The following is an 18,843-nucleotide window of genomic DNA, read 5'->3' on the forward strand; positions in this document are numbered from 1 at the left end:
ACTCCAATAATCAGGGAATGGCTGTTGTCAGCTGAAGGGCATGCAAGACACCGCCCATGCGTCCGCCCAGGGCGTCATACACGGCCTTGTGCTGTTTTACGCGCGGCATGCCGCGAAAGCTTTCGCTGACGACGCGCGCGGCATAATGGTTGCCGTCGCCCGCAAGGTCAGTGATTTCGACAAAAGCATCGGGAAGCGCTGCTTGAATCATTTCCTCAATTTCGTGCGCGTGCATCGCCATTATGCAGGCTCGATAAATTGACGGCGGGCTTCCACCATTTTGTCTTCGAGCGCAGCGCGGATCATCGCGTCATCCACGTCGATACCGGCTGATGTCAAATCGCCAAGTAGCTTACGGATGACGTCTTCGTCGCCCGCTTCTTCAAAGTCCGCCTGCACGACTGATGTCGCATAGGCTGTGGTTTCTTCGGGGGTCAGGCCCATTTTTTCGGCTGCCCACTGACCCACCAGCTTGTTGCGGCGGGCAGTAATCTTGAACAACAGGTCCGCATCATGTGCGAACTTGTTTTCAAAGGCTTTTTCGCGATTGTCGAAAGTTGTCATCATGCCGTTCCAATTTGCTGTTGTTCAAAGATAATGCCTGCATCGTCGCGCAACAAGGCCGGTCTTGTTAAATGTGTACGACCAGTTTTCCAACAGCTGCCCGGTCACCCAAGCGTGCGATTGCTGTTCCGGCGTCCGCAAGTGCGAATGTTTCCGAAATGCGCGGTTTGATCTTGCCGGCTGCATATAAGTCAAACAGCTCTGCAATGTTGGCGTGATTTTTCTGCGGCGTACGTGCCGCAAAGGCGCCCCAGAAAACGCCGCACACGTCGCAGCTTTTCAGCAATGTGAGGTTCAATGGCAATTTCGCGATCCCGGCGGGAAAGCCAACCACGAGAAACTTGCCTTCCCACGCAATCGACCGGACGGCAGGTTCGCTATAGTCGCCACCCACGGTGTCATAAATGATATTATATCCGTCCCGGCCAGCGGCCGCTTTGAACAGTTCGGCGACAGCTTTCGACTGGTCCTTGTCGAACGGCTGGTGCGGGTAGATGACCACTTCGTCAGCGCCTGCTTCGCGCGCAATGTCTGCCTTTGCCTCGCTGGAGACACCAGCGACCACACGGCCGCCAAATGCCTTGGCCAGTTCAATGGCCGAAATCCCGATGCCGCCTGCGCCGCCAAGCACAAGGACATTGTCACCCGACTTCATATGGCCGCGATCCTTCAGCGCATGGATTGATGTGCCATAGGTCATCAACAAAGCTGCGCCATCGTCAAAGGACATGGCGTCAGGCATTTTGAAGCAATTGAACGCGGCGACCGCGACTTTTTCGGTCAGGCCGCCATTGCCACATAGGCCAATGACGCGGTCGCCAATGGCAAAGCCGGTCACGCCTTCGCCGATGGCTTCGACTGTGCCCGCAATTTCGCCGCCCGGCGCAAAGGGACGCTCAGGCTTGAATTGATAGAGGTCGACAATCATCAGCGTGTCGGGAAAATTAATCGAACAGGCCTTTACCGCGACCACAACCTGACCGGGTCCGGCGGTGGGTTCAGGCAGTTCGCCCATGACAAGGGTTTCTGGGCCGCCGCTTGCGGTCGATAATAAAGCGCGCATGTCTCTCTCCTAAACGGGGTTTGGCGCCAGCCAGGGCCGGTTCGCAGATAATTTGGCTTCGTACACCGAAATCGCGTCGCTGCTTTTCAGCGTCAGGCCGATTTCGTCTACACCGTTGATCAGGCAATGTTTACGGAATGGGTCGATTTCAAATTCGAACCGGTCCTGAAACGGCGTGGTCACGGTTTGTGTTTCCAGATCGATGTGAATGTCATCGGTCCGTGCGACTTCCATCAAACGGTCAATCGCCGCCTGCGGAAGGACGATGGCGAGCAAACCATTCTTGAACGCATTGCCCGAAAATATGTCGGAAAAGCTTGGCGCAATAACCGCGGATATGCCCATATCGGCCATGGCCCACGCCGCATGTTCGCGGCTCGATCCGCAACCGAAATTGTCGCCCGCAATCAATATTGGCGCACCGGCATATTCCGGGTCGTCAAACACGTTGCCCGGCACCGCGCGCAAAGTTTCGAACGCGCCCTTGCCCAATCCAGCGCGGCTAATGGTTTTAAGCCACGCCGCCGGTATGATCACGTCGGTGTCGACATTCTTCAAACCGACGGGATAGGCCCGGCCCTCAACACGGCTTATCGCTTTCATGCCTTTAGTCCGTGTCCGTCTTGGGCTGATTGTGCGTCATCGGCGCCACTTCGGGTTCAGGCGACATTGGTTCCAGCTTCCCCTTTTTCTGGGTCAGACTGCGGCGTCCTGCGTAAATCAAAGCCGCCATCAATGCCGCCGAACCTACTGCAGCGCCAACCTTGGCTGTGGTCGACCATGTGTCGCCATTGTTGGATTTTTTATTGGTCATAAGCCTCTTCCTTGATGCCAACTGCTTTAGCTTCGGCATTTGTGACAAGTAAAGGGAATAGCTTCAACTGCACTGTAGCAAAGGCCAGCAGTGCCGCGCATGCGTCACCCTTAATTGGCGAACGCACGGACATCCGTTAGCTTGCCAGCAACTGCAGCCGCCGCCGCCATTGCCGGGCTGACCAGATGGGTGCGTGCGCCTGGGCCTTGGCGGCCGACGAAATTCCGGTTGCTGGTTGATGCGCAACGTTCGCCAGCGGGCACCTTGTCCGGGTTCATCCCCAAACAAGCCGAGCAGCCCGGCTCGCGCCATTCGAACCCAGCATCGGTAAATATCCGGTCTAGACCCTCATCCTCGGCCTGCTGCTTCACAAGGCCGCTGCCGGGCACGACAATCGCCCATTTGACGTTTGCTGCCTTTTTGCGGCCTTTTAAGATTTCAGCGGCGGCGCGCAGATCTTCGATGCGGCTGTTGGTGCAGCTGCCGATGAAGATATTCTGCACTTCGATATCGGTCATCCGCGTGCCGGGTGTCAGCCCCATATAATCCAGCGATTTGCGCGCGGCTTCCTGCTTGGACGGATCGGCAAAGGCGGACGGATCGGGGACGATGCCTGTAATCGGCAACACATCTTCGGGGCTTGTCCCCCATGTGACGCTGGGTGCGATATCGGCCGCATCAATCGATACGACCTTGTCATATGTTGCACCCGGGTCGGTCGCGAGTGTGCGCCAATAGGCAACCGCTGCGTCCCAATCTGCGCCTGACGGCGCCATGGGCCGGCCCTTGATATACGCAAAAGTGGTGTCGTCGGGTGCCACGAGGCCCGCGCGCGCGCCATGTTCAATGGCCATGTTGGAAATGGTCAGCCGCCCTTCGACGCTGAGCGCGCGGATGACGGATCCGGTATATTCGATAACATGGCCGCTGCCGCCGGCCGCACCAAGTACGCCGGTGATATGCAGCACCACGTCCTTGGCGGACACACCTGCGCGCAATTCGCCCTCGACGCGTACTTCCATGGACTTTGAACGTGTCAGTTGGAGCGTCTGCGTCGCCAGAACATGCTCGACCTCAGATGTACCAATGCCGAATGCCAAAGCGCCCAGACCACCATGGCACGCGGTGTGGCTGTCACCGCACACAATCGTCGTGCCGGGAAGGGAAAAGCCCTGCTCTGGCCCGACAACATGGACGATACCCTGCTTGGCATCGGAGGCATTTATATAGTCGATGCCGAACTCCGGCGCGTTTCGCTCCAGCGCTTCCAATTGCTGGGCGCTTTCCGGGTCCGCAATCGGGATCGGTTGCCCGTGGCTGTCCAGACGCGCGGTGGTGGGCAGGTTGTGGTCCGGCACAGCCAATGTCAAATCCGGTCTGCGGACACGGCGTCCTGCCGCCCTTAGGCCTTCAAAAGCCTGCGGACTGGTCACTTCGTGCACAAGGTGGCGGTCAATGAAGATCAGGCACGTACCATCGTCGCGTTGTTCGACGACATGGGCGTTCCAGATTTTTTCGTACAGTGTTTGCGGTGTGGACATAATAAAAGTGCCATAGAACTGATTGCAGCGAAATCAAGTGAGGTGACAATCGTTGCACTTCAATATTCCGCTGTTTGCGTCTAATGGGAACAATATGAGCATTATCAGCATCATCCTCATTGTGCTTGGCACCGTCTTCGTCATGGAATGGGTGGCGTGGTCGAGCCATAAATATATCATGCACGGCTGGGGCTGGGGCTGGCACCGTGACCATCACGAGCCACATGATAATGCGCTGGAAAAGAACGATCTTTATGGGATTGTCGGCGCGGTGACGAGCATCTCCTTATTTGCGATTGGCAGCCCTTTGTTGCTTGGTGAGAAAGCTTGGGAGCCTGCGACGTGGATTGGCCTTGGCGTGCTATTTTACGGCATCATCTACACCGTGGTGCATGATGGCCTCGTGCATCAGCGTTACTTTAAATATGTGCCGCGCAGTGGTTATGCCAAGCGGCTGGTTCAGGCGCACAAATTGCACCATGCCACCATCGGCAAGGAAGGCGGTGTCAGCTTTGGTTTCGTATTTGCGCGTGATCCTGCAAAGTTGAAGGCGGATCTGAAAAAACAACGCGAGGCCGGGACCGCAATAGTCCGCGACGCAGCGATTTAAGCTTCGGGCTGTCGCCAAATCCAGCCAAGACACAATATTGCAACGCCCAGTGGGATTAACGACCACGGCAATGCCAACGTGATCAAACCAATCGCTATGCTGACGCCAAAGGCGACGGTTGCCGACCATTTGCCGCGTCTGCTCACCACCCCTTTTTCGCGCCATGCAACAATATGATGCCCAAAGGCAGGGTGATTCATCAACCGGGCTTCAAGCGCCGGGCTGCTGCGCGCAAAACAAAAGGCCGCCAATATCATAAAGGGTACGGTCGGCAGCAACGGCAGCGCTATGCCAACGGTGCCAAGCGCCAGAGCGCACAGCCCACCAATCAGCCAGAGCTGCCGCTGTATCAATATTGATGGACCGCTTTGGTCACATAATAGCTGTCGAGACCCTCGGGCCCGCCTTCGCTGCCAAAGCCGGATTCCTTGACCCCGCCAAAGGGCGCGTCAGGCATGGAAATCACAAAGCTGTTGAGGCCAACCATGCCGGTATCCAACGCATCGGCGACAAGGTTCGCCTGCCGCGCGTTTTCGGTGAAGGCATAAGCGGCAAGGCCAAAGGGCAGGCGGTTTGCCTGTTCAATGGCTTCGTCCAACGTCTTGAATGGCCGCATCAATGCAACGGGACCAAATGGTTCATTGTCCATGACGTCTGCGGACATGGGAACGTCCGCGAGCACCGTCGGCTGAAAGAAATAGCCCTGTTCGCCGCGCGTGCCGCCCGCCAACAGCTTCGCGCCCTTTGACGTTGCATCTTCCACAAGGGCGGCGATGGCCGAGGGCCGCCGCGCATTGGCCAGTGGGCCCATGACGGTACCAGCATCCAATCCATTGCCGACCTGCACATTCTTCGTATGCGCAGCAAAGCCGGCGACAAAGCGGTCGTAGACGCCCTCCTGCACATAGAAACGCGTCGGTGAAATGCACACTTGTCCGGCGTTTCGGAACTTGGTGGTGGCCGACAAGGTGATGGCTTTTTCAAGGTCGCAATCATCGAAAATGAGCACAGGCGCATGGCCACCCAATTCCATGGTGGTGCGCTTGACGCCGTCTGCCGCAAGCTTCAGCAAATGTTTGCCCACAGGCACAGACCCTGTGAAGCTGACCTTGCGGATGATCGGCGATGCGATCAGGTGGCGGCTCACCATATCGGGAACGCCATAAATCAGCTGGGCAACATTACCCGGAACGCCGCCGTCGATGACGCACTGCATGATGCCGCTTGTACTTGCTGGTGTTTCTTCGGGTGGCTTGGCGATGATCGAGCAGCCCGCAGCGAGCGCTGCCGCCATTTTCTTGCACATCAAATTGACCGGGAAATTCCATGGTGAAAATGCGGCAACGGGTCCGACGGGCTGTTTCAGCACAATCGCGCGTTGTCCTGTTGGCCGGACGAGAACGCGGCCATAGCTGCGCTTGGCCTCTTCGGCGAAATAATCAAACTGCGCGGCGCAGGATAGAACCTCCGTCCGCGCTTCGGCGAGTGGCTTGCCCTGTTCGGTCGTAAGCAGAACGGCGATGCCCTCTGCCCGCTCTCGGATGAGATCGGCAACCTTATGCAATATTGCGGCGCGGGCATTTACATCGACGCCGCGCCAATGTGCAAAACCCTTTGCTGTTGCGGCAAGCGCTTCGTCGAGGTCTGCCGCGGTCGCCAGCGGCAACTGAGCGAGCGTTTCGCCAGTCGCCGGATTTATGACGGTGTGACAGTCGCGGCCTTCGCCCTTGCGCCAGCTGCCATCAATATAAAGGCCGAGATCGGTAGTATAGCTCATCGAATGTCCCGCAAATTTCTTGTCTTCTGCATGTAGGCGTCAGCTGGTAGGTTTGGAACCCCTTGCAAGCTTCAACAGCCAGAAAACCGGGAACCCAGCCAGCAATAAAGCAACGCCCCAGATCAAGGCTTCGGCCCCCGCACCATAGATCGTCCAGCAGGAATATAGTGCGGCGAGCAACAATATGGCTTTGAAACCCGCTTTGCCCGGCAACTGTCCTTTTGTCATCAAGCGGAACGCAGCGGCAGCGCACCCGAAATACATCACCAGAACAATGGCCGTGGTGAGTAAGATGAGAAATTCGAACATCGACGACATTGACCGGCTGCTGTTCATTAGGATGACCAGCGTCAAAAGTGTTGAGGTAAACAGATGGGCGTTACGCGGCGTACCATTGGCGCCTGCTTTGCCCAGAAATGCCGGGAACAGTCCGTCGCGCGCCAAAGCGGCGGGCATCTCGGCCTGACACATGATCCAGCCGTTCAACGCGCCAAGTGCGCTGATCGCGCCGACCGCGGCGATAGCGGTGCCGGCATTGGTGCCCGCATATATATTTACAAAGTCCGCAAATGGCGCCGCCGATACGCTGGTGATGGCGACAGGCAGCATCAGGACCACCGCGGAGCAGACGAGGATATAAATGATGCCAGCGCCGGCGGTTCCAAAAAGCGTCGCGCGGTTGATGGTGCGTTCGGGGTCCTGCACCTTGTCGGCAGGCACGGTCGCGAGCTCAAGCCCAAGCATGGCCCATAGGGTTAATATGGTGGCGGTGGAAATACTGGTCGCGGAAATGTCTGCGGTCACAAATGGCCGGACAAGCGCCGTGCCTTGGGTCGCAAGGACATAAGCAGCAAGCCCGATCACCGCGACCAGAGGCAGCAGCTTTGCGATCGTCCAGACGATCTGAACTTGCCCCGCAAGCTTGGTTCCGCGAATGTTGATGAGCGTAAATGCCCAAATAATCGCGATCGTCACGGCGGACGATACGCCATGCGTTCCGACAACCGGAAACAATTGGCTCAGATAACTGACCGCAGCGGTGGCGATGGCGGCGTTACCGACCCACATCGATATCCAATAGGCCCATGCAATTGCAAAGCCTGCGCCGTCGCCGAAGGCCGCGCGCGTGTAAGCATATGGTCCACCCGCCTTTGGCAACGCCTTGCTTAAAGCGCCAAATACCGATGCCACGCACAATGCGCCACCTATGGTGATCAACCATCCAATAACGGAATTCCACCCCAAGGGCGCAAGGCTCGCGGGTAACAGGAATACGCCTGACCCAATCATGCTGCCCATGACGAGCGCAAGTGCCATCCAAAATCCCATCGGACGGCTTGCTTCGGCTGTATTCTGCGTCACTTAAATTCCCCTGTTTCGGTACCATAGCTGGCACGGAAAAAGGGCAAAAGCCAATCTTTGTTTAGTGCGCCAGCAACACAGGGATGCCCAATTCGCCCAGCATGAACCGCGTTACGCCCCCAAACAAGGTTTCGCGCCACCGCCCATGGCCATAGGCGCCCATGACGAGTAAATCGGGTCGCCACGCATTTACTTCATTCAGCAACCGTTCCTCGACGCTTTGATCACCCTTTGCCGCGACGGCTATTTCGGCGCGGACGCCATGGCGCGACAGATAGGTTGCTGCGTCGGTGACAGGGAATTCTTCGGGCACGGTTTCGACCTCTGCAATCCGCACATGCGTTGCCGCCTGAAGCAACGGCAATGCTGCGCGCAACGCGTTGGCTGCTTCAAATCCGCCGTCATATGCCACCATTGCGCGGTCCCACGCGATACGCTTTGTCGATGCAGGCACCGCAAGTACGGGCGTACGCGAAGCTGTGACGACATCGCTGACCCATGCGCGCGCGGTGCCGGGTGTGCCAGCTTCATCCAGCGACATAACCAATATGTCCGCCAGTCGCGCTGCGTTAATCAATGCATCGGATGTCGTGCCGTCAAATATCTGCCAATCCCAGGGCACATCCTCCATTTTTAAATGCGCGTCGGTGCGTGCGCACAGCTTTCCGCGTTCGGTTTCGGCTGCATCAAAGGCTTCGGCAATGAAATGCGCACCGCCGAACATATCAAACGCCACATAATCCTGCGTTGGTCGAGGCAAGACAAGCGTCATATGTCCGTTGAAACGGCGGGCAAGATCAAGCCCGGCCTGCAACCGGCTTTCAAAGGCCGCGTCTCCGCCAGCATGTACCATGATAGATTTCATCATCAGTTCCTTTTCATACGCCAGAATAGGCCGACTCGGATTGATGCGATTGAGTGTAGGCCGATGCCGAGCAAAGTCTTTGATCGATATCAAACACCGCAAAATGCTTCCAAAGGCCGATATATTATGTCAGCGATGACGGATGGATGACGCGGGGCAAGCGAAGAACGATGTGATCGTGCGGGGCGCGCGCATCACCGATGCCCAAGCAATAGCCGACATTTATGCGCATCATGTTGTGAACGGCACCGCCAGTTTCGACACCGTGCCGCGTACGTTGGAGCAAACCGAACAGAAGATTGCGGACATTTTGGCCCATGGCTGGCCGTTCCTTGTTGCCGAGCGCGAAGGGGTGATATTGGGCTATGCCTACGCCACGGCATTCCGCGACCGGCCCGCTTATGGGTTTACCTGTGAAAACTCGATTTATGTGCGCACCCAACATGTGGGGCAGGGGATCGGTGTCGCATTGATGCGCCGGCTGCTTGATGAGGCGCACGCATGTGGCTTCCGTCAAATGATTGCGGTGATCGGCGGCGGAGAGCCTGCGTCGGTGGCGCTACATACGAAAATGGGATTCACTTTTGCCGGCCGGATGCGGTCGGTCGGTCGGAAATTTGGCCGCTGGCTTGACAGCGTGTACATGCAGGCCGAGCTTGGAGAAGGAGACCGGACCGCGCCAGCGCGCGAGCCGGGATGAAGGAGAGAAGATGATGGCAGAGTTTGAATTGGTCGCCGACGGCCTGCGCTTCCCGGAAGGCCCAGTCGTCATGCCCGACGGCAGCGTCATTTTGGTCGAAATCGCCGAGGGGCAAATCACGCGCGTGCGGCCTGACGGTAGCAAGTCCGTCGTCGCAAAGACAGGCGGCGGTCCCAACGGCTTGGCGCTTGGTCCTGACGGCAAATTATACTGCTGCAACAATGGCGGCTTTGAATATATGGAAGCCAATGGCTTTTTAGCGCCGCACGGCATTGCGCAGGATTATTCGGGCGGCCGGATCGAACGCATCGATATCGATACCGGCGCAGTCGAGATACTTTATAAATCGGGTGACTTTGGCTGCAGCCTGCGTGGCCCGAACGATATTGTTTTTGATGCGCATGGCGGGTTCTGGTTCACGGACCATGGCAAGATCGATTATGCCAAACGCAGCCATGATGTCGTCGGCATCTTTTATGCGAAGGCAGATGGCAGCCATTTGGAAGAGGTTATCTTTCCGTCGAACAACCCCAATGGCGTTGGCCTGTCGCCCGATGGCAAGACATTATATGCCGCCGAAACCTACACGTGCCGGTTGATGAAGTTCAACATCACGTCGCCAGGCAAAGTTGCGCCGGATGCGGGTCCGGGTGGGCCGGGGATCCCCGTATATCGTCCAGCCGGGTATAAATTTTTCGACAGCCTTGGCATCGAAGCAAGCGGCAATATCTGCGTCGCGACGATTGGGGAGTGCGGGATCAGCGTGATTTCTCCGGACGGCGATCTAGTCGAATTTGTCGCGACCGATGATATCTTCACCACCAACATTGCATGGGGCGGTGACGATATGATGGACGCGTATATCTGTCTGTCGGGCAGTGGGCGTCTCGTTAAAACCCGTTGGGCGCGGCCGGGGCTTAAGCTGCAATATTGAGACTGGCCTTGCATGACATTTAATACGGTAATTTTTGACTTTGGTGGGGTGATCACTTCGTCGCCGTTTGAGGCATTTAATCGGATGGAGGCCGAACGCGGCTTGCCCCAGGATTTCGTGCGCCGGGTGAATTCGGTGAATCCGGACAATAATGCCTGGGCCAAATTCGAACGCGCCGAATGTAGCGCAAGTGAATTTGACGCCCTGTTTGCGGCCGAAGCGCAGGCACTGGGGCATGCATTGGACGGTGCATCGGTTATCGCCTGCCTCGCTGGCGAAATCCGTCCAGACATGGTGGCGGCGCTCGACCAACTTAAATCGCTGGGCTTTGCGCTGGGGTGCATTACAAACAATGTGCCGTCGGGCAAAGGCGCAGGCATGGCGGTAAGCGACGCAAAAGCGGCGGCGGTGGCAGCGGTAATGGAGCGGTTCGACCATATCATTGAATCGAGCAAGGCGGGCGTCCGCAAACCTGATCCCCGCATTTATATTATGATGTGTGAAGCGCTCGCCGTTTCTCCGCCACAATGCATCTACCTTGATGACCTTGGCATCAACTGCAAACCCGCAGCAGCGATGGGCATGGCTGCGATCAAGGTCACCAGTGGCGCACAGGCGCTCGGCGAATTGGGCGCGCTATTGGCGTTGACCTTCACACCTGTTGAGGTCTAGGCGGGAGCCGTTCCGTCTCTCCCAACTATTGGAGCACTTCATGGCGAAAAAACTTTTCCCGGATGCAGCATCCGCGCTCGACGGCCTGCTCAAAAACGACATATTGATTGCCAGCGGCGGCTTTGGCCTGTGCGGCTTGCCCGAACGATTGCTTGACGCAGTTCGCGACAGCGGGGTCACTGGCCTGACCTTTGTGTCCAACAATGCCGGCATCGACAATGAAGGCATTGGCAAGCTGCTGCGCACCAAGCAGGTGAAGAAAATGATCTCGTCTTATGTGGGTGAGAATAAGGAGTTTGAACGGCAGTATCTGGCGGGCGAGCTTGAGGTCGAATTCTGCCCGCAAGGAACGCTGGCCGAACGGATGCGCGCTGGCGGCGCTGGTATCCCCGGTTTTTATACCAAGACGGGCGTCGGCACCTTAGTGGCCGAGGACAAGGAAGTGAAAGAATTTGGCGGTGAGGAATATATCCTTGAACGCGGTATTTTTGCTGACCTCGCGTTGGTGAAGGCATGGAAAGCCGATGAAAGCGGTAACCTTGTCTTCCGCAAGACGGCCCGCAACTTCAACCTGCCTGCCGCCACCTGCGGAAAGGTCTGCGTGGTTGAGGTGGAGGAAGTGGTGCCCGTTGGCAGCCTCGACCCCGACTGCATCCATTTGCCCGGCGTTTATGTGCAGCGCATGATCGTTGGTGCGCCTTATGACAAGAAAATCGAGTTTCGTACCGTCCGCGAAAGGGAAAGCGCATGATCCGGGGTTTGGTAGTCAGCGTTGCCGCGTTGGTGCTGCCTTTGGCCGCTTACGCAGCGCAAGGTCAGCAGGTTGCTGCGCCCGTGCTCAGCAAGGACGCGCTTGCTACCCAGATCGGCGAAAAGCCAACCTCCGCTTCGCCACCGACGGGGCAGCAATGGCTTTATGGTTCGGCTGAAGGCAGCATTGCGTCGGCGCAGCTATATAAAGCAATGGCGCAATATGTCCGTGCAAAGGCCCTGAACCGTGCCATCAAATCGCAGACGGTGCTGGCAGATGGGTCAACCCCGGACGCCCCCCGGTTCGAAAGCTGCGGTTCAAAGCCATTGGCCGCGGTATTTGATGCCGACGAAACGTTGCTCTGGAACGTAGGCGCCATGCGCTACATGGCGGAACAGGGTAAGGATTTTGATCCGGTGATCTGGAATGCTTGGGAAAAAAGCGGGGCTGGTAAAGCACTGGCCATGCCCGGCGCGATCGACGCACTGAAAATCATGCGCGATGCGGGCGTGACCATCATCGCGAACACCAATCGCACAGCATCGAACGCCAAAGGCACGGAAGATACGCTGCGTATGGCAGGGCTTGGCGAATTCAAACATAAAGACACGCTGTATCTTATGGGTGATGACGCGACCGGATCGAGTAAAGATGGCAGGCGCGCTGCCATCGCCGCAAAATATTGCGTGATAGCGCTGGCGGGCGATCAGCTTGGCGACTTTGTCCAAGCCTTTAACGCCAAAGGCCTGAGCGTCGCTGACCGGCGGAAGCTGGCGACCAATCCTGCGATTGCGGACATGTGGGGCAATGGCTGGTTCCTGTTCTCCAACCCTGTCTATGGCCCGTCCATCCGTGGTGGCTATGACGAAATCTTTACGGCCGACACCAAATGGGAGCCGGCGAAATGAGCGGTAAGCCAGTCCCCATCGACCTTGTGCCTTATGCCGATATGCTTGGCGACAGCCGGGAATTTTTGCGCGTCTGGGCGAAGCAAGACGGACCAGTGACCTGCTTCATCAATCCCGTTCCCGTCGGCGGCGATCCCATGGGCTATGGCATCGCTTTGGTCGATTGTATTCGCCACGGCGCCAAAACCTGGGCCCGCGCCACCGGAATACCGGAGGCTGAAGCCTTGGCGCGGATTTGGGAGGGCGTGGACGCCGAGCGTGCCAACCCAACCGATTTGCCGACTGAACACCCCACCACCGATGAAGATGGATTGATACATTGAGCTGGACCCGTGACGAAATGGCCGCCCGCGCCGCACAGGAATTGCGCGACGGATATTATGTGAACCTGGGCATTGGCATCCCCACGCTGGTGGCCAACCATATCCCGGATGGCGTCGAAGTAACGCTTCAGTCCGAAAATGGTATGTTGGGCATTGGCCCGTTCCCCTTTGCTGGGGAGGAGGATGCCGACCTTATCAATGCGGGCAAGCAAACCATCAGCGAGCTGCCGCAGACCGCCTATTTCGATAGCGCCGCCAGCTTCGCCATGATCCGTGGCGGGCATATTGACCTGACCGTGCTGGGTGCGATGGAAGTCGCGGAGAATGGCGACATCGCGAACTGGATGATCCCTGGCAAAATGATCAAGGGCATGGGCGGGGCAATGGATCTTGTCGCTGGCGTGAAGAAAATCATCGTGGTGATGGAGCATAATGCCAAGGACGGTTCGCCAAAGTTCATCCCCGCATGCACATTGCCGCTGACGGGTAAAAATGTCGTCGACATGATCATCACTGATTTGGCGGTGTTCCAACGCCCCGACAAATCATCCCCGTTCAAGTTGATTGAAGTCGCGCCGGGAATCACCGTGGATGAAGTCGCCGGCAAAACGACTGCACATTATGAGGTCGCGATTTAATCGGTACGATGCGGCGTATTATTATATTCTTGATTGCAGCCTCTGCATTGGGCCTGGCCAGTTGGTATATTTTAAACCCGGCGCCGGCGACGAGCCAGGTCGCGGCGGTGCTGCGCAAATTGGCAAAGACACCCCCGAATCTGCCCGACGAGCCAGACGAATGGCGCGGTCGGATCGATTATGGCAAACTCGACCAGCAATTTGCCGCGCTGACGCAGCGTTCTGAAATGGCTGGGCTCGCGGTAGCGATCGTTGAAGACGGCGAGCTGCGCTTTGTGCATAGCTATGGCGTCGTTGACCGTTCCACCGGCGTCCCTGTTACCAATAATACGGTGTTCCGCTGGGCGTCAGTCTCCAAGACCGTCGCCGGTACGCTGGCCGCATCGATGGCGAGCGAAGGCGCGGTTAAATTGGAAAAGCCGGTGTCGAGCTGGCAAAGTTCGCTGCGTTTGCCTGGTGGCGCGGAGGCGCGGATCAGCTTTGCGCAGTTGCTGACGCAGCAGACCGGTCTCACCAAAAACGCCTATGATGAAAGGCTGGAGGATGGGCAGGACCCGCGCGTCATCCGCGCCAGTCTGGCAGAAGCGCCGCTGCAATGTACGCCCGGTACCTGCCACACCTATCAGAATCTGGCGTTCGATACGGCCAGTGAGATATTGGCCAAAGCGGGTAAGCGGTCCTATCCCGATCTGGTCAGCGAGCGTTTCTTTTTGCCGCTGGGTATGAACAGCGCGAATTACGGCATGGCAGGACTGACGGGTGCGAAGGATTGGGCCAGACCACATAATGGCAGCAGCGTCCGCACATTAAAGGAAAGCTATTGGCGCGTGCCGGCTGCGGCGGGGGTCGAAAGCAATATCGTTGATTTCTCCCGCTGGTTGCAGGCGACGATGGGCGAGCGCCCTGATGTGTTGCCTGCTTCAACGCTTCGATTGGCGCAGGCCCCGCGCGTCAATACGGCGCCAATCTATGGCGGAGAGTTGCGGCAGGCGAATTCTGATACCCATTACGGGCTTGGCTGGCGCAGCTTCACTTATGATGGGCGGCAGTTTGTTGGCCATTCGGGCGCGGTCGATGGATATCGCGCAACGCTGATTTTCGAACCTGCAACGCGCACGGGCGTTGTTGCGATGTGGAACAGCAATTGGGGCACGCCCTTCCGCATTCCTTTTGCCGTTTTCGACAGCTATCATCAGCGCACAGAATCGCGTTGGCTGGAACTGGATGATTAGCTGGCGCGCCTAAGAACCCATTTTCACCGGAAAGGCCGTTTCCAATGACCTACACGCTGATCACCGCGAATCGCAATTATTCCAGCTGGAGCTTGCGGCCTTGGGTGTTGATGACGATGCTGGGCATAACGTTCGAAGACCGCATCGAGCCTTTTACGGCTGATATTAATTACGAAGCCTTCCGCGCGTTTTCGCCGACGGGCCAAGTGCCGGTGCTGTTGGACGGCGCGCGGACTGTCTGGGACTCGCTTGGCATCACTTTATATTTGGCGGACCGGCATGAAGGTGTCTGGCCGCAGGATCCTGCTGCACGCGCATGGGCGCAATGCGCCGTGACCGAAATGCACGGGGGCTTTTCTGCTTTACGCAATGATTGCACGATGAATGTCGGTGTCCGCGTAAAACCAAAGCCCATGTCCGCCGCCTTGGAGCGCGATGTCGCCCGGATAGCCGAGCTTTGGGCGCAGGGCCTCGACAGCTTTGGCGGTCCGTTTCTGGCGGGGCCGCATTTCACCGCCGTCGACGCATTTTTCGCGCCAGTCGCGTTTCGCGTGCGCACTTATGGCCTTGATGTTGGCCGTGCCGGGCAAGAATGGGTGGACAATATGCTCGGGCTTCCCGCGATGCTTGCGTGGGAGAAGGATGCGCTGACCGAAAGCTGGCGCGAGGCTGGCCATGAAGCGGAACTGCGGGCCTGCGGCGAGATCATCGCCGATTACCGTCAGGCATGAATAAGGCCGCCCAAAATGGGCGACCTTATTTAGCTGTCTAATTTGAATTAGACCTTGTCGCCGGCAACGCCCTTGATCGAGCCTTTGAGATTTTGGGCTTCGCCCTTGTGCTCTTGGGCTATGCCTTCGTCTTTCAGGTGCTGGTTATGTGTGACTTTGCCCGCAGCCTGCTTGATGTTGCCTACGATTTCATTGCCCAGGCCTTTGGCCTTGTCTGTCATTTCGCCCATAGCGTAAATCCTTTCTGCGTAGTCTGGCCGCGCGGAAATTGCGGGCCAGTACATCAGTTAAAATCGGCGCAAGCGTTTTTGGTTCCGGCCGTCGCCCCCGTTAGGCTGTTGCCAGCAACGCTTCAGCGAATGCGGCGCCATTGTCGGGCGCAAAGCGCAGGAAAAGCGAGGGTTCGATCAGCTCCAGCTCCATCAAACGGAACACACCATCGCCATCGCGCAATATGTCGACCCGGGCATAAGCCAGCGTGCCCGTGCCCGTAATGGATGCGGTCGCGGCGAAGGCGCGCTGTGCCAAATCTTGCGCTGCGGCAGGCGGTGCCACCGCCGCTTCATAGCCGCCATATTGTTCCTGCACGCGGAAATCGCCTGCGGCTGGACGCTTGATGATGGCGTGACTGAAATTGCCGCCAAAGTAGAAGAGCGAATATTCGCCCTCTTCGGCAATCGTCGGCAGATAAGGCTGAATCATCATGCGTTGTCCGGCGACCGAATCGGGAATGTCGTCGCCAAGCGTCAGCCGGAATGTCCCGTCGGCACCGCCGGAAATAGGTGGCTTAACCACGAGCGTGTCGACGGCAAAATTGGCGCGGGCATGGTCAAGCGCGGCGGCATCCAGCGCGTCACTTACTAAAGTCGGTACGGACGGTATGCCCGCGGCATCCAATTCTGCCAGATAGGATTTGTCGCTGTTCCACCGCAAGATGCTGACCGGATTGGAAACGGGGATGCCCTCTGCCTCAAACCGGTCAAGCAGGGCAAACCAGCGCGGGCAATCGCGCGGATATCCCCATGCCAATAATGGCGTGATCAAATCAAAGCCGCTTAAGTCGTCCGCCTTGGTCCAATCGATAAATGTCGCCTGATCGCCCAACAGCCGCGTATAGTCCGCCTTTATATGCGACCAGTTTTCTTCATATTCGGGGACAGGGGCGAGAATCGCGAACTTGGGCACGGTCATTCGCCCGCCATTTTCAATATCTCTTTCCACTCGGATTCACGTACGGGCGCGACCGACAGACGCGATTGCCGCAGCATTTCCATTTCGGCCAGTTTCGGGTTTGCCTTTATGGCCTTGAGCGTCACCGATTGGGCAAGCTTGCGTGACGGCTTGACCTTGACCGCAACAAAGCGGGCCTTTTCATCGGTCGGGTCGATGAAATGCTCTTGGCTGATCGTGATGATGGCAACAATCTCCAGCCCGATATTGCTGTGGTAGAAGAAAGCTTGGTCGCCGACCTTCATCGTGCGCAGGTTAATCGCCGCGCTATGGTTGCGCACGCCGTCCCAGGTGCCTTCGCCTTCGGCTACCAAATCATCATAGTTATAAACGTCGGGTTCGGACTTCATCAGCCAAAATTGTTTTGTCACTTGTCGCTCCTTTTCGCTGGCAAGCCTTTAAGGCAGGCAGTAACACGCTGTCCATGACACATATGCCCGTTATCTCATTGCGCAGCGGCGATGCCGACGCGCTTGGCCAGCAGCTTGGTAGCTCGTTCCAGACCTATGGCTTTGCGACCGTTGTCGATCATGGACTTGATCCGGATCTGGTGGCCAAGGCCTGGGCGCTGACGAAGCAGCTGTTCGAACAGTCTGAGTCGGAAAAGATGAAGGGGTTCGATACCGCACTTGCGGGCCAGCGCGGCTATACCCCGTTCAAAACGGAAATTGCCAAGGGCGCGGACTATCATGATCTGAAGGAATTCTGGCACGTCGGGCGTGATGTCGCGCCGGACAGCCCGTTGGCGGGATCGATGTTGCCGAACATTTGGCCAGATGTGCCCGAGTTTAAAGAGACGTTCCAGTTGCTCTTTGCCGAAATGGACAAGGTCGGCGCGCGGATATTGTCCTCGATCGCCCGCTATCTTGATTTGCCTGCAGACTGGTTCGATCCGACGATTGAGGATGGCAATTCGATTCTGCGGCTGCTGCATTACCCGCCAATCGCCGGTGACGCCGAAGGCTGCATCCGCGCCGGCGCGCATGAAGATATCAATTTGATAACGCTCTTGCTGGGTGCCGAAGAGGCCGGGCTGCAGATTCTGCGCCCCGACGGCAGCTGGATGGACGTTTCGCCACCTCAGGGAGGTTTGGCGGTCAATGTGGGGGACATGTTGCAGCGGCTGACCAACCATATGCTGCCGTCGACGACGCACCGTGTGGTCAACCCGACGGGCGAGCGTTCGCGGTTCAGCCGCTACTCTATGCCATTCTTCCTGCATCTGCGGTCTGACTTCCCAATCGCCACGCTGCCGCAATGCGTGCGCGCCGAAAACCCGAATCGCTATCCCGACCCGATTCTCGCAGATGATTATCTGCGCGAACGTTTGATCGAGATTGGCTTGCTGAAGGCATAAGGCCGCCGCCAAAGATCGCCACCGCCCCGCGTTATATTGACAAGATTCACGCAAAGGCTGGGGTGTAACTGTCCAGTCTGTCAATTTAGCAGTCCCGCAATCATCCTCCCCATCGACTTGCGATGGGGAGGTGGCGGGCGTTGCGACTAGCAACGGCTGACGGAGGGGCATGAAACGGTAATGGCCCCTCCGTCTCGCCCGTGCTGATGCCCGGTCGATCCACCTCCCCATCGCAAGTCGATGGAGAGGATTCACGCGCATCACGGGGCCAGCTTTCATCCTCGCTCCGCAGCGCGCTGCGCAATATGCGCATATCGGGCCCGCCATTCACCGTCACCGACCCGCCGCGCAGCACGCGGAGGGGTTGGGCTGTGTCTCTGCGTACTCTGCGTCTCTGCGTGAACACTTTCGGGAAGGTGGATTGCAGGCAAACTGGCGGCAACAATCGGGTTCGGTGCCAAACACAGCATGAGAATCGGCCATAAAGCGCTCCCGATTCTCCGATTTACCCCTGATTCTGCGTGTTTAGTCGCGCGCAAGCCCCACGGAACCTATGTCCCGTCCGCCAGTTATCCCGTCGCAACCCACGGAAATCCGCGAAATTCCGGGGGAATGCATTTTTTTTGTAATAAAATTGCAAATGGCTGTTGACCGAATCCGGAAGTCGCTTTAGAGGCCCTCTCACCGGACGGGAAGCAAGCGTTTCCGCGGTTCGGTCGCCAACAAATAGGTCACCTACTCCTCTGGTAGTAAATATCAGGGAACCATAGG

At 57.5% G+C, this 18,843-nt stretch carries 24 protein-coding genes; 11 read left to right on the plus strand and 13 right to left on the minus strand.

The genetic code is table 11. From position 1 onward, the window contains the following. Positions 1-10 precede the first annotated feature (10 nt). The 6 genes from ACIQ5B_RS03075 to leuC all read right to left on the minus strand — a co-directional run bounded on the left by ACIQ5B_RS03075 (position 11) and on the right by leuC (position 3,982). A complete protein-coding gene (locus ACIQ5B_RS03075) occupies positions 11-241 on the minus strand; it encodes a BolA family transcriptional regulator (protein ID WP_333569679.1) in 231 nt (76 codons plus the stop codon). Beyond that, positions 241-564, minus strand: a complete 324-nt coding sequence (locus ACIQ5B_RS03080; protein WP_324479171.1) for a DUF1476 domain-containing protein — start codon at positions 562-564, stop codon at positions 241-243. The genes ACIQ5B_RS03075 and ACIQ5B_RS03080 overlap by 1 nt, the downstream gene beginning before the upstream one ends. A 67-nt stretch (positions 565-631) precedes the next feature. Beyond that, positions 632-1,627 (minus strand): NADPH:quinone oxidoreductase family protein, encoded by a 996-nt coding sequence (locus tag ACIQ5B_RS03085; protein ID WP_397597739.1) that lies wholly within the window; start codon positions 1,625-1,627, stop codon positions 632-634. A gap of 9 nt (positions 1,628-1,636) precedes the next feature. Then, the gene (gene leuD / locus ACIQ5B_RS03090) at positions 1,637-2,230 is read right to left on the minus strand and encodes a 3-isopropylmalate dehydratase small subunit (RefSeq protein ID WP_397597740.1); all 594 of its coding nucleotides are present in this window, start codon (positions 2,228-2,230) and stop codon (positions 1,637-1,639) included. A 4-nt stretch (positions 2,231-2,234) separates the two neighbouring features. Then, on the minus strand, positions 2,235-2,441 hold the full coding sequence (locus ACIQ5B_RS03095; RefSeq protein WP_397597741.1) for an isopropylmalate isomerase: 207 nt from the start codon (positions 2,439-2,441) through the stop codon (positions 2,235-2,237). 110 nt (positions 2,442-2,551) lie between these two features. After that, a complete protein-coding gene (gene leuC / locus ACIQ5B_RS03100; RefSeq protein ID WP_397597742.1) occupies positions 2,552-3,982 on the minus strand; it encodes a 3-isopropylmalate dehydratase large subunit in 1,431 nt (476 codons plus the stop codon). Between the two features lie 94 nt (positions 3,983-4,076). Between leuC and ACIQ5B_RS03105 the strand changes: the two genes are divergently transcribed. Next, positions 4,077-4,592 carry a sterol desaturase family protein gene (locus ACIQ5B_RS03105; protein WP_397597743.1) on the plus strand — a complete coding sequence of 172 codons (516 nt, stop codon included), beginning with the start codon at positions 4,077-4,079 and terminating at the stop codon, positions 4,590-4,592. On the opposite strand, the gene ACIQ5B_RS03110 is transcribed toward ACIQ5B_RS03105, so the two are convergent. The 4 genes from ACIQ5B_RS03110 to ACIQ5B_RS03125 all read right to left on the minus strand — a co-directional run bounded on the left by ACIQ5B_RS03110 (position 4,589) and on the right by ACIQ5B_RS03125 (position 8,599). Continuing rightward, entirely contained in the window at positions 4,589-4,942 is a 354-nt protein-coding gene (locus ACIQ5B_RS03110) for a YbaN family protein (RefSeq protein ID WP_397597758.1), read from the minus strand. The genes ACIQ5B_RS03105 and ACIQ5B_RS03110 overlap by 4 nt on opposite strands. Then, the gene (locus tag ACIQ5B_RS03115) at positions 4,942-6,369 is read right to left on the minus strand and encodes an NAD-dependent succinate-semialdehyde dehydrogenase (protein ID WP_397597744.1); all 1,428 of its coding nucleotides are present in this window, start codon (positions 6,367-6,369) and stop codon (positions 4,942-4,944) included. The genes ACIQ5B_RS03110 and ACIQ5B_RS03115 overlap by 1 nt, the downstream gene beginning before the upstream one ends. Positions 6,370-6,408: 39 nt before the next feature. Continuing rightward, positions 6,409-7,731: an amino acid permease gene (locus ACIQ5B_RS03120; RefSeq protein ID WP_397597745.1), complete on the minus strand. Its 1,323-nt coding sequence runs from the start codon at positions 7,729-7,731 to the stop codon at positions 6,409-6,411. A gap of 61 nt (positions 7,732-7,792) precedes the next feature. After that, entirely contained in the window at positions 7,793-8,599 is an 807-nt protein-coding gene (locus tag ACIQ5B_RS03125; protein WP_397597746.1) for a universal stress protein, read from the minus strand. Between the two features lie 139 nt (positions 8,600-8,738). On the opposite strand from ACIQ5B_RS03125, the gene ACIQ5B_RS03130 reads away from it, so the two are divergent. From ACIQ5B_RS03130 to ACIQ5B_RS03170, 9 genes are read left to right on the plus strand one after another with little or no spacing between them, the layout of a single operon-like run. Then, positions 8,739-9,296, plus strand: a complete 558-nt coding sequence (locus ACIQ5B_RS03130) for a GNAT family N-acetyltransferase (RefSeq protein ID WP_397597747.1) — start codon at positions 8,739-8,741, stop codon at positions 9,294-9,296. A gap of 13 nt (positions 9,297-9,309) precedes the next feature. Next, positions 9,310-10,230 (plus strand): SMP-30/gluconolactonase/LRE family protein, encoded by a 921-nt coding sequence (locus tag ACIQ5B_RS03135; RefSeq protein WP_397597759.1) that lies wholly within the window; start codon positions 9,310-9,312, stop codon positions 10,228-10,230. 12 nt (positions 10,231-10,242) lie between these two features. Then, positions 10,243-10,902, plus strand: a complete 660-nt coding sequence (locus ACIQ5B_RS03140) for an HAD-IA family hydrolase (protein WP_397597748.1) — start codon at positions 10,243-10,245, stop codon at positions 10,900-10,902. Positions 10,903-10,942: 40 nt separating this feature from the next. Continuing rightward, complete coding sequence (locus ACIQ5B_RS03145) at positions 10,943-11,653, plus strand: CoA transferase subunit A (protein WP_397597749.1); 711 nt, start codon at positions 10,943-10,945, stop codon at positions 11,651-11,653. After that, positions 11,650-12,561, plus strand: a complete 912-nt coding sequence (locus ACIQ5B_RS03150) for an HAD family acid phosphatase (RefSeq protein WP_397597750.1) — start codon at positions 11,650-11,652, stop codon at positions 12,559-12,561. The genes ACIQ5B_RS03145 and ACIQ5B_RS03150 overlap by 4 nt, the downstream gene beginning before the upstream one ends. After that, complete coding sequence (locus ACIQ5B_RS03155; protein WP_397597751.1) at positions 12,558-12,884, plus strand: DUF5076 domain-containing protein; 327 nt, start codon at positions 12,558-12,560, stop codon at positions 12,882-12,884. The genes ACIQ5B_RS03150 and ACIQ5B_RS03155 overlap by 4 nt, the downstream gene beginning before the upstream one ends. Then, positions 12,881-13,522, plus strand: coding sequence for a CoA transferase subunit B (locus ACIQ5B_RS03160; protein ID WP_397597752.1), 642 nt, complete (start codon positions 12,881-12,883; stop codon positions 13,520-13,522). Before ACIQ5B_RS03155 ends, ACIQ5B_RS03160 begins: the two co-directional genes overlap by 4 nt. 8 nt (positions 13,523-13,530) lie before the next feature. Then, entirely contained in the window at positions 13,531-14,754 is a 1,224-nt protein-coding gene (locus ACIQ5B_RS03165) for a serine hydrolase domain-containing protein (protein WP_397597753.1), read from the plus strand. A gap of 44 nt (positions 14,755-14,798) precedes the next feature. Continuing rightward, complete coding sequence (locus tag ACIQ5B_RS03170) at positions 14,799-15,485, plus strand: glutathione S-transferase family protein (protein WP_397597754.1); 687 nt, start codon at positions 14,799-14,801, stop codon at positions 15,483-15,485. 47 nt (positions 15,486-15,532) lie between these two features. Here the strand turns inward: ACIQ5B_RS03170 and ACIQ5B_RS03175 are convergent, their stop codons facing one another. The 3 genes from ACIQ5B_RS03175 to ACIQ5B_RS03185 form a co-directional block, all read right to left on the minus strand. Beyond that, complete coding sequence (locus ACIQ5B_RS03175) at positions 15,533-15,715, minus strand: CsbD family protein (protein ID WP_397597755.1); 183 nt, start codon at positions 15,713-15,715, stop codon at positions 15,533-15,535. A 100-nt stretch (positions 15,716-15,815) separates the two neighbouring features. After that, the gene (locus tag ACIQ5B_RS03180) at positions 15,816-16,676 is read right to left on the minus strand and encodes a RimK family alpha-L-glutamate ligase (protein ID WP_397597756.1); all 861 of its coding nucleotides are present in this window, start codon (positions 16,674-16,676) and stop codon (positions 15,816-15,818) included. After that, on the minus strand, positions 16,673-17,086 hold the full coding sequence (locus ACIQ5B_RS03185; protein ID WP_397597757.1) for an EVE domain-containing protein: 414 nt from the start codon (positions 17,084-17,086) through the stop codon (positions 16,673-16,675). Before ACIQ5B_RS03185 ends, ACIQ5B_RS03180 begins: the two co-directional genes overlap by 4 nt. 47 nt (positions 17,087-17,133) lie before the next feature. Between ACIQ5B_RS03185 and ACIQ5B_RS03190 the strand changes: the two genes are divergently transcribed. Then, the gene (locus ACIQ5B_RS03190) at positions 17,134-18,072 is read left to right on the plus strand and encodes an isopenicillin N synthase family dioxygenase (RefSeq protein ID WP_397597760.1); all 939 of its coding nucleotides are present in this window, start codon (positions 17,134-17,136) and stop codon (positions 18,070-18,072) included. Positions 18,073-18,843 lie beyond the last annotated feature (771 nt).

It is taken from the genome of Sphingorhabdus sp. (assembly GCF_044374345.1).
Lineage (GTDB): Bacteria > Pseudomonadota > Alphaproteobacteria > Sphingomonadales > Sphingomonadaceae > Sphingorhabdus_B.